This is a genomic window from Candidatus Schekmanbacteria bacterium (assembly GCA_003695725.1).
Classification (GTDB): domain Bacteria; phylum Schekmanbacteria; class GWA2-38-11; order GWA2-38-11; family J061; genus J061.
This window is the reverse complement of record RFHX01000259.1, coordinates 1-9466: the sequence shown is the minus strand read 5'-3', so window position 1 is coordinate 9466 and position 9466 is coordinate 1. Positions and strand designations below refer to the sequence as shown.

The 9466-nt window shown below is 36.2% G+C and carries 7 protein-coding genes and 1 pseudogene; 4 read left to right on the top strand and 4 right to left on the bottom strand.

Features of this window, described 5'->3' with window-relative positions:
- The first annotated feature begins 196 nt into the window (after positions 1 to 196).
- A pseudogene (locus D6734_10125) lies at positions 197 to 811 on the top strand (rubrerythrin family protein).
- On the opposite strand, the gene crtI reads toward D6734_10125, so the two are convergent.
- On the bottom strand, positions 733 to 2214 hold the full coding sequence (gene crtI, locus D6734_10120; protein RMF93433.1) for a phytoene desaturase: 1482 nt from the start codon (positions 2212 to 2214) through the stop codon (positions 733 to 735). The pseudogene D6734_10125 and the gene crtI sit on opposite strands and share 79 nt — an antisense overlap.
- Before the next feature lie 115 nt (positions 2215 to 2329).
- On the opposite strand from crtI, the gene D6734_10115 reads away from it, so the two are divergent.
- The 3 genes from D6734_10115 to D6734_10105 are packed head-to-tail and all read left to right on the top strand — an operon-like array spanning position 2330 to position 6485.
- The gene (locus D6734_10115; protein ID RMF93432.1) at positions 2330 to 2926 is read left to right on the top strand and encodes a glycerol-3-phosphate acyltransferase; all 597 of its coding nucleotides are present in this window, start codon (positions 2330 to 2332) and stop codon (positions 2924 to 2926) included.
- A complete protein-coding gene (locus D6734_10110; GenBank protein RMF93431.1) occupies positions 2927 to 5278 on the top strand; it encodes a hypothetical protein in 2352 nt (783 codons plus the stop codon). It begins immediately after the preceding gene.
- Complete coding sequence (locus D6734_10105) at positions 5259 to 6485, top strand: hypothetical protein (protein RMF93430.1); 1227 nt, start codon at positions 5259 to 5261, stop codon at positions 6483 to 6485. The genes D6734_10110 and D6734_10105 overlap by 20 nt, the downstream gene beginning before the upstream one ends.
- Before the next feature lie 58 nt (positions 6486 to 6543).
- Here the strand turns inward: D6734_10105 and D6734_10100 are convergent, their stop codons facing one another.
- The 3 genes from D6734_10100 to D6734_10090 form a co-directional block, all read right to left on the bottom strand.
- Positions 6544 to 6753, bottom strand: coding sequence for a hypothetical protein (locus D6734_10100; protein RMF93429.1), 210 nt, complete (start codon positions 6751 to 6753; stop codon positions 6544 to 6546).
- 829 nt (positions 6754 to 7582) lie between these two features.
- Positions 7583 to 7930, bottom strand: a complete 348-nt coding sequence (locus D6734_10095) for a hypothetical protein (GenBank protein RMF93428.1) — start codon at positions 7928 to 7930, stop codon at positions 7583 to 7585.
- A gap of 67 nt (positions 7931 to 7997) precedes the next feature.
- A complete protein-coding gene (locus D6734_10090; GenBank protein RMF93427.1) occupies positions 7998 to 9311 on the bottom strand; it encodes an MBL fold metallo-hydrolase in 1314 nt (437 codons plus the stop codon).
- Positions 9312 to 9466 lie beyond the last annotated feature (155 nt).

Below are 9466 nucleotides of genomic sequence, written 5' to 3'. Positions count from 1 at the left end.
TTATTATATTATAAAATTCTATCCGCCTGCATTTTCTGTAGTTCAATCTTAATATTTTTTCATTCTATATTAAACAATCCAACCCATCTTCTGACAAATTTATCTCTTTTTTTGAGAGAGAATTTTTTTAAGGTATTAAATAAGACTTTTTTAATCCTTTTTTAGATCATAAATAACTTTTTTTAGAAGGAATAACATAAGCAAATCCGAAGAAATATTGAAAGAGGCATTTGCGGGAGAATCACAAGCAAATCGCAAATATCTTGCCTTTGCGGAAATAGCGAAAAAGAGGGTAACCCTCAGACCGCAAGAATGTTTTCAGCCGCAGCTGAAGCGGAAATGGTAAACGTCCACAACCATTTAAGGACACTCAAGGGAATCGGAAACATGAAAGAAAACCTCGAAGCGGCAGTTGTGGGCAAAACATTTGAATTCAAATCGATGTGTCCGGAGATGATTCAGCCGACGCAGACAGAAGACAACAAGGTGGCGGGACGGTCATTCCAGTACGTTAATGATGGTGAAAAAGGTCACGCTGAATTATATCAGAAGCTTCTAGACAATTTGGAAGGCGATCAGGAGGAGTATCCTTATAATGTTTGCCCAGTGTTCGGATTTACAACAGAAAAAGAATGCTCCCGACAGTTTCACTTGCTGCAGTGCAAAAGCAACAATGTTTAAAAAGATAGACTTCCTGAAAAACTTATCTTCTTACAGCTTGGTGTCTGTACATCAGGCATCACGCTTTATAATAAGTTCAGCTGATATTCTTCCTGACTCAATTATAGTAGGTAGTCCGCTTCCAGGATGAGTACCTCCTCCAACGAGATAGCAGTTTTTTACCTCTTCAAAATCATTATGAGGCCTTAAGTAAAGCATCTGGTCAATACTGTGGGCAAGATTAAATATTGCTCCTCTATAGACAAACTTTTCATTCTCCCAATCATCTGGAGTAATAACCTTTTCTGCTTTTATATGCTTTCTTAAATCATTTAGACCTGCCCTCTTTTCAACTATATCAAGCACTTTTTCTCTATATCTCGCCTTCTCCTTGTTCCAGTTTATATCACCTTCTCTGTTTGCAACCGGTACGAGAATATAGATAGTGGATTTGCCATCAGGGGCAAGAGTCTTATCGGTAACACATGCATTCTGCACATAAATCGAGGGTTCTTCTGAAAGTATTTTCTTTTCAGCAATTTCTAAAGTGTTATTTTTGTAATCAGATGAAAAAATTATATTATGGTGAGGGATATCATAAAGCCGATCAACCCCTAAATAGATCATAAATGCAGAACAGGAATATTTCCTCCTTGCAATATTTGATGCAGTATATTTTTTAAGCACTCCCTCTTTGAAAAGATTAGTCATAGCATAGGCAAAATCCGCATTTATGACGATATAATCAGCAAACTCCTTTTCTCCGCTTTCAAGCTCAACACCGATTGCAATGCCGTTTTTTACAATAATCTTTTTCACTCCTTGAGAGGTATAAATCTCTGCACCATCTTCTTCTGATGCTTTCGCCATAGCTTTTGTTATTTGGCTAAGACCTCCTACAGGATGAAAAATACCGTATTGCTGTTCAATAAAGGAAATAATACTAAAGGTCCCGGGGCACTTCCACGGTGACATTCCAAGATATTTCGCCTGAAATGTAAAGGCAAGCTTCAATTCATCACTGTCAAAATATCTTCCAAGATAATCGAATAAATTTGAAAAAGGACCAAGATAGGGAATTGCCCAAATAAATCTTTTTTTGAGATATGAACTTAACCTATTGTACGGAGCCTTAAGGCAAGGGAAAACGTGTTCATATTTCTTCTTTTCATATTCAAGATAGCGGTCATATCCCTTTTCATTTCCGGGATAACATTCAGCAATCTGCTCTCTCATCTTTTTCCTGTCTGAAGTGGGATAAAAAGTTTTGCCGTCACTGAAAATGAGTCTGTAAAGAGGATCAATCTGTTTGCATTCCATATAATCGGAAAGTTTTCTCCCCGAAAGTCCGAAGATTTCTTCAAGGACAAACTTCATTATCAGAAAAGTTGGTCCGAGGTCAAAGGTGAAATCATCAAGTTTTATATGTGAGTTTCTCCCTCCGATATAGTTTTGCCTTTCAAAAACTATAACATCATACCCCTTGTTGGCAAGCATCATAGTTGAAGTTAGTCCACCAGGACCTGCACCTATTACTATAACTTTTTTTTTCATCCATCTCTCCAGTCTTTTATACTTAAACCCTCATTATTGACGATTTTAACAAGATTATAGTATAAGAAAATATAAAATAGAAATTAATCTTAAAAAAATTTCTTAAAATTAAAAAATGAATTATTCAACAATACTATATTCTCTCTTATTTTACATCTACGGGGCAATATCTCTTGGATATATTGCGACCTACCTTCTTACAGGTAAAAAACTTTATGAATGCGGGACAAGAAATGTAGGTATTGCAAACAGTTTCAACACAGGAGGCAAAGTTGCTGGAATACTGGCAGTTATAAACGAAGCATCAAAGGGAATTCTTCCCATAGTAATTTCAAAATACTTTCTCAGCGCGAGTTACGGAGAAATGCTTCTTTTCACATACTGCTCAATAGTAGGTACTATATTTCCGGTTTTCACACGATTCCGCGGAGGAAAAGGAAGGTCATCATTTTCGTGGGCACTTTTCCTAATATCCTCCTATGGATTTATAATTTCCGGAGGGTTATGGCTTATTACTCTTATGCTCACAAAAAATGCGGTTATTTCCTATAATCTCTTTCTACTATCGCTTATTCCTATACTTTACTTTGTAACAGGAAAAAAAGAAGTTTTAATTTTTATAACATTTATAATCCCAATCCTTTACTTTACCAACAAAGCTGAGCGTGATGATTTTGCCTATTATGGCATACTGACAGGCAAAGAAAATTAAATGAAAAACATCTACAAGCTTGAAGATTTTTTAAATAAACGCGAAAATGGTGATTTTGGGGAAAAAGCAGCAGGACTTATTCTGCTTGCAAAAAAAGGATATAACATACCAAAAACCTTCCTAATTCCATATGAAGTGAGAAACAGATGCCTCAGCAACAAAGATGATGGTTTAAAAAAACTGAAAAATGATATTGAAAAAGAGATACCTGACAAATGTTTCTATGCTGTAAGGTCATCTTCAAATATTGAAGACGGAAAAAGGTTTTCATCTGCAGGTCTTTTCAGCACTTACCTTGACATTAAGGGTACATCTGAAATTCTAAAGGCAGTTCAAAAAATATGGCAATCTTTAGACACCACAAATATAGAGTCCTATGTTGCAAAAACAGGACTTCCGAAAAACAACAGACAGATGGCGGTTATAATTCAGGAAATGATAAATCCGGTGTTATCAGGTGTACTTTTTACAAGGAATCCCGTAACCGGATTCAAGGAAACCATAATAGAGGCAATTGAAGGGAGAGGTGATAAACTCATACAAAAAGGTGCAACCCCAATGAGATGGGTTTTCAGAAAAGAAAGGTTAATCAATAAGAGTCCCTGCGCTTTATCAGAATTCGATGACATCATATCTCTTCTTGTAAAAAAATCACTGTCAATTGAAAGCAATTTAAAATTTCCTGTTGACATTGAATGGGTTTATGACGGGAAGGAAATCTATTTTGTTCAGGTAAGAAACATAACCACAAGGGGGATAGACCCTCTTTTTTCAAACAGAATTTCCCGCGAATTTATGCCGGGAATAATCAAACCCTTGGTTTGGGACGTAAATATTCCTCTTGTAAATGGTGCGTGGAAAAAACTTTTAACTGAATTGATAGGTAAAAATAATATTAATGTTGATGAATTGGCAAAACAGTTTTACGGCAGATCATATTTTAATATGGGAGTTATAGGAGATATTCTTCAGTCTATTGGTATAGACAGGCATGCAATCGAAGGATTCCTCGGAATTGACGAAGAGTTCAATTTTAAAAAATTTTTTAAGCCCAAACTAAAAATGCTTAAGCATATTCCGCGCCTTCTATCATTTATATTTTACCTTCTTTTATCATATGAGAAAGAGATAACCGTTAAACTCAACGTATGGGAAGAAACTATTAAAAAGATAAAGTCGGATGTTGAAAAATCTGGATCTATTCCAGATTTACTAAATACATATGATGAGCTTTTTAACGTGAACAATGAAATGGCTTATTATTATCTTATCGCCTTTTTCTTCTCAGGGTTTCATTACAAGAGACTAGAATCATTTTCATCATTAAAGAATATCAAAATGAAGGAAGTTATTCCCGAAAACACGAAAGACATTAATCCCAATATTTTTCTTTCACAACTTAAAGTCATTATTGAAGCCTTACCTTCTGAAACGCAAGAAAAAATAAAGAATGCATCATATGAAGATATTAAGGCAATGGAAAACATTAATGAATTAAAGAAAGAGTTTCAAATTTTCTTTGATAGATTCGGCCACCTTAGCGACAGTGGAAATGATTTTTCAGTGCCTCAATGGAAGGAAAACAAAGACGCGATTCTAAAACTTATAAATGCAGAGAGCGGAAATATATATGCGCATAGAGAAAAAAAAGAGAAATTCATAAATAGGAGACACGAAAAACTATTTTTAAAATCTGCAAAATGCCAAGAGTATAAGGAAAGAGTGAGTTTTACATATAATCTCGGTTTCTCTCTATTCAGGGATTTATTTCTCCGCATAGGCGAAGTTCTGAAAGAGAGAAATTTCATAGAGGAAAGGGAAGATATATTTTATCTTAAGATAGATGAAATAAAAGATTCGGAAAAAATTAATGACTGCAAAAAACTGCGTGACGTAATCTCGAGACGAAAGGAAAAGCTAAAAAAATATGAATCTGTAAATAATGTTCCTTCAACTATTTTCGGATATAAAGAACCTCCGCTATTATCCGAAGACAACAGTAATGAATTTAAAGGCATACCTGCTTCAGGCGGTTATTATAAGGGTAAAGCAAAAGTCATTAAAGGTGTTCAGGATTTCCCCAAAGTCAAAAAAGGAGATATTATAGTAATACCTTACTCTGATATTGGATGGTCGCCTCTGTTTGCAAAAGCAGGCGCTGTAATTTCTCAGGCAGGTGGTATGCTTTCTCATAGTGCTATTATTGCAAGAGAATACGGAATTCCTGCAGTAGTATCAGTCGAAAATATCTGCAATTTAATTAGTGATAATGACATAATCTATGTCAACGGTTTTGACGGAACGATTACCCGCGAAATTATTTTACAAAAAAATGAGAAAAACATTACCTAATAAGCTACACCAAACAAATATAGCGTTTAATATACTTTTATCAATTTTACTTTTTACAATTCTTTTCTCCTCAGTTTCCTTTTCTGCAGAAATAATCACAGATGCCGAAATAGAATTCTCGCAAAGGATTGAATCAGGAATTGAATATCTTTATAACCTTGACAGAAACAAAGCAAAAGAACAATTCAGAAGAGCAATTGAGTTAAAACCCCTCAGACCTGAAGGCTACTTTTATACATCGATGATTTATTGGAATAAAATCTACTTCGAAAGCGATATGGATGCTTTATCTGATTTTGAAGAATGGATTGATAAAACAATTGAAAAAGCAGAAGAATCTACAAGCAAATCAACAGATAATAGAGAAAAAGCATCTGCACTCCTCTATCTTGGTGGTGCATACGGTTACAAAGGGGCAATCAGTATTATAAAACGCAAGTGGTTTTCCGGGTTTGTCAACGCCTATAAAGGCAGAAAATATCTTAATAATGCTTATAATCTTAATCCTGATGAAAAGGATATTTATCTCGGACTAGGAATGTATGACTACTTTCTTGATAAACTTCCAAAGACAATAAAAATTCTCACTTACCTTATCTCCTTCTCTGGAGACAGAAAAGGGGGACTTGAAAAACTTAAAGAATGTGCAGAAAAAGGAAGATATGCCAAAACAGAAGCACTAATTGCCCTTGCAAATATTTATATCTATCTCGAAAAGGATTATAAATCAGCACTTCCCGTTATTTCAAAGTTAAAAATGAAATATCCAAACAATCCTCAGTTTCACTATCTTTATGCAATCGTCAATGCAAGACTGGAAAAATGGAGTGAAGCGGTGAAAACGGCAGACTTTATGTTTAATGAGGGGAAAAAAAATAATAAGCACTTCAAAGGCATATGGGAAACAAAAACAAAATTTCTGCGGGGAGAAATCTGCTGGATAAAAAAAGACTTTTCAAAAGCGCTTGAATTTTATAACAGCATCCTTGCATCTGAAAGGGCAAAAAATATATGGGTATTCCCAATGGCAGAAATGAGAATCGGCATGATAAACGATTTTTTAAACCATAGAGAAGAAGCAAAAAAAAGATATTTAGCGGTCCTCAGTTATAAGGAATATTCAAAAGATTATGCCTATCTTTATGACTATGCAAAAAAGTATCTGAAGAAACCCTGCAGGATTGATGACCCTGAAAGAATGGATTGATAGATGCAGAAGAGCGGACCTGCGCACTTTACAAATTAACCTCTTTTACAAGTTTTTTTTATAGTGTCACATTTCTATATTTAATTCTTCCTTTTGTTTCTGTATTAAAAATTGCAAATTTCATACCTTTGTCAATCTTGTCAATCCAGTATGATTCTACAGACAGAAACACCCATAAGTCGGAAAAACCGATAATGATTTTGGAGTTATTGTCTTTTGAAAGAGTCTCTTCCTGTCTTACATCAAATTTATAAAGTTTTCCTTCCATCAGTGATTTAAGCGTGAGCCGTTCATATGCTGAAAGGGCAAGCTCTACTTCCTTCTCTACAACACGGATTGTTTCTTCGGTAAGTTTCTTCTTAAGGAGCGCCTCGTGTATACATATACATCAAGGCCAAAATTGCAAAGTAGTAACCAGCCAGTCATCGTCAAATACCCACATCAATCCGTTCCTGACATCAAAGCCATAATAAATCCATAGTTAAAGCCGGAGATTTTTCCATAGCACAGCAGTGCTTTTCTTTTAGTTATTTATTTGGATAAGTTGCTAACTATGCCTTTAAATGAGAATATTTTTAATCATAAGGTGAAAAAATGTTGGGAGTAGCCACACGCGAATGTCGCCGTTGGCTTTGGGAATGCCCCTGTAATCGTAGCCCCGCCAGAAAAGCTCGCGAATATAATCAATGGGGCGTTCCACTCTGCCCTTGACCCAAAGAACATAGGGCCGAGTAACCATCGCCTTGATGCCGTAATGCATAAATAACGCTTCAAACTCTCTGTTCCAGATAATCCGGTGTTTTTGCGCTTTATAACTACATTCTTTATATTTTCACAGAAACCTCTGTCGGACCAGCACCGAAAAATCCAAAAGCATGCTGGTGGCAGGCCAAAAAATTGAGCAATATGCATCTCTCGATAAACTCAACATACATATGCCGGTAATAACCCAGCGCCATAATGAATGCGTAAACCGTCTTTGTTGAACTGTCAGGCTCAATTACCTGAAAATCCCCAAAGTCAACCTGAGCCTGTTGAACCGGGCATCGTCTCAAAAGGGATATAGGCCTGGTGGCCGTGTTTCTTTTTTACGCCGTCTACATAACGCCGCACAATTTCGTAGGAACCGTCAAATCCCTGAATACAAAGCAAATCGTGAATGCGTATTGCCTTAAAATCATCCTGCGCAAACCAGCCTTCAATAAGCGGCTTGTAAGCCTCAGCTTGCTCCTGTGGCGAACTTTCCTGTGCACAGGAATTCCCTGCTCTCCTAGATAACCCCTCACAATCCGACGGACACCCCCACCATCACCCGTGCAATCTGGTGGTAAGAATCCTCCTGCTTTCTCAGTGACAAAACATTCATTTACGCCTCTTTGTCTATCATAAGCTGTCTCTTCTTCAGATGAACAGCTTATCAGGTTATACCGCACAAGGTGGCACATTTTTAACGCCTATCTCTGGTACTGTTTCCCATGACGATTAAGATTCGGTTCAGATTCAGTGAGAAACTTAACTCGTTATCAATTCTCTATCATTTACGGAAATCACTTTTTCTGAAGGAAAAATCCCGGCATATTTATCCAGACTGAATGTGTGAATAGGAATAATCATCTTGGGCTTGGTCTTCTTTACGAACTTCTCAAGAGTGGCAATAGTTGCGTGCCCGCTTGTGTGATGTTTGATTAATTGCATATTTTTTTCTTCCATAAAATCAATGAATCTTTTTGATGAATTTTCCTCGAGATAACCGTTCCACATGGAGTAAATGACCGACGCGCCTTCTATCCCTTTAATAAGAGAAAGCTCACGCACCATTGACATCCTCACCATCATCACAATGTTTCCGGGGTTTTCTGAAATTTCCGCCATAGAGATTTTATAAGGGTAAAATTTGTAAATCATTTTTTCCCTTTTTTTCTTCACAAGTTTATTGCAGGTATATTGTGGGAAAAAATAGACTCTGATATTGCCATACCCCTTTGAAGTATGAGGAATGGTTTTTCCTCCTATTTCAGCAAGCACATTCGACGTGTAAACATCGCTCACAAAAAGCCGCTTTGTCCTGCGCGCCGCCTTGAAGAATGAGACTAACCTGTCTATATTCTGCGAACTTGAAACGCCAAAGACGATTTTATCAGTGTTGTTTATAGTCTTGACTATGTCATTCTCGATATCCTCTTCCGACTTAGTTATGCTCCTTTCACTCCCTACCAACGAACCTTCAAGAAGAAGTGCGTCTATATTTTCTGGAACTTTGCTAAGAAAATAATCAAATGCCTTTCCCTTCCTTTCGTGTTCTCTGAAATCACCTGAATAAAATATTTTCTTACCTTCACATTCAATCAAAAAGCCATAGGCATCAAATGCGGTATGGTCCATTAAATACAGAGTGATAGTGAAGTTGCCGACCTTAATCTCTTTGCCGCTTTCAAGATAAGTGCATTTGTTTATATCTCCGTTAAAATTAAGAAACAAAGTTGTTAAATCAATAAGTTTTTTTGCCTTTTCGCCAACATAGTAATATATATCATCACGCAGAAAAGTATAGATTCCGTAGTGGTCGATATGGGAATGGGAAATAAACAACCAGTCAATCGGTTTGTCCCCTTTATTAGACTTGTATATGCCTTTTATGTCTGGAAGTATTTTTTCTTTTACTAGTTCAGATGGCGATAATGTCTTGCAAATTTTTGAATCGAATCTCTCTCCTGATTCTTCAACAAGAGGCATTCCTATATCGATTACTATTCTGTTTTCACCGCTTGATATTTCAACACAGGAACCGCCAATTTCATGAGTACCGTGATGAATGGTAATGTTCATACTATCTCTTCAGTGGTTAAAGTTGTAAATTGAATTATATTTTGATTAATTATACGCATAACCACTGACATCAGTATGGCAGGGGGGAATATGCAAAAAATAAATTTTCAAACAGGTTTTCTACTTCCAATTTTTTCTGAAACGCTATTCAGATC

Bases quoted from the DNA above. Each gene is read 5' to 3' on its own strand.
- crtI (RMF93433.1), bottom strand. From the start codon at position 2,214: ATGAAAAAAAAAGTTATAGTAATAGGTGCAGGTCCTGGTGGACTAACT.
- D6734_10115 (RMF93432.1), top strand. From the start codon at position 2,330: ATGAATTATTCAACAATACTATATTCTCTCTTATTTTACATCTACGGG.
- D6734_10110 (RMF93431.1), top strand. From the start codon at position 2,927: ATGAAAAACATCTACAAGCTTGAAGATTTTTTAAATAAACGCGAAAAT.
- D6734_10105 (RMF93430.1), top strand. From the start codon at position 5,259: ATGAGAAAAACATTACCTAATAAGCTACACCAAACAAATATAGCGTTT.
- D6734_10100 (RMF93429.1), bottom strand. From the start codon at position 6,753: ATGGAAGGAAAACTTTATAAATTTGATGTAAGACAGGAAGAGACTCTT.
- D6734_10095 (RMF93428.1), bottom strand. From the start codon at position 7,930: ATGTGCCACCTTGTGCGGTATAACCTGATAAGCTGTTCATCTGAAGAA.
- D6734_10090 (RMF93427.1), bottom strand. From the start codon at position 9,311: ATGAACATTACCATTCATCACGGTACTCATGAAATTGGCGGTTCCTGT.